This window comes from Corynebacterium sp. LK2590 (assembly GCF_040946105.1).
Classification (GTDB): Bacteria; Actinomycetota; Actinomycetes; order Mycobacteriales; family Mycobacteriaceae; genus Corynebacterium.
The window spans coordinates 1-636 of record NZ_JAYWMH010000017.1; the positions used below are offsets into that span (position 1 = coordinate 1).

Sequence of the window (636 nt, forward strand, 5' to 3'; positions counted from 1 at the left end):
TGGGGTTGCCCGCAAATCGTGGACACGTAGTGGAGCTACCTAGTGGTTAGGCAGCTATTTCTTTTCTGCTGGTGGTTAGACCAATGCGGTTCTCAAAGTCGACGGGGCTTGCCATACCGAGTGCGGAGTGTCGGCGTCGACGGTTGTAGACGACTTCAATCCAGTAGGCAACGGCCTTGCGTGCAGCATCACGGGTAAGCCATCGCTGCCGGTCATAGAATTCAGTCTTTAGCGTCGACCAGAACGACTCGGCCATCGCGTTATCGAAGCACACGCCCGTACGCCCCACAGACTGGGCAATGCCCAGGTTGCGGCACACTTCCCAGAGCTTCTCACTGGTAAATTGCGTTCCGCGGTCAGCGTGAAACACCAGCCCATCAGGAACGTCACCGCGTAGTGTATGCGCCATCTGCAGGGCCCGTTCGACCAAACTTGTGTCTTGAACGCTATCCATAGCCCAGCCCAGTACTCTGCGGGAATGACCATCGCGGACCGCGCACAAATACAACCAGCCCTGGCCGGTGCGCAGGTAGGTAATATCTGACATCCATACTCGGTTGAGCTCACCAGTATCAAACATGCGCTTGACCAAGTCAGGAAGACTCGACTTACGCTTGGTTTGGACCGTTGTCACTG

1 protein-coding gene is annotated in these 636 nt (G+C 56.1%); it reads right to left on the bottom strand.

The annotated features are described in order from the left end of the window. Positions 1-46: 46 nt before the first annotated feature. Positions 47-636, bottom strand: a 590-nt coding sequence (locus VVR85_RS11160; RefSeq protein WP_368520937.1) for an IS3 family transposase, incomplete at its 5' end; no start/stop codon positions are given.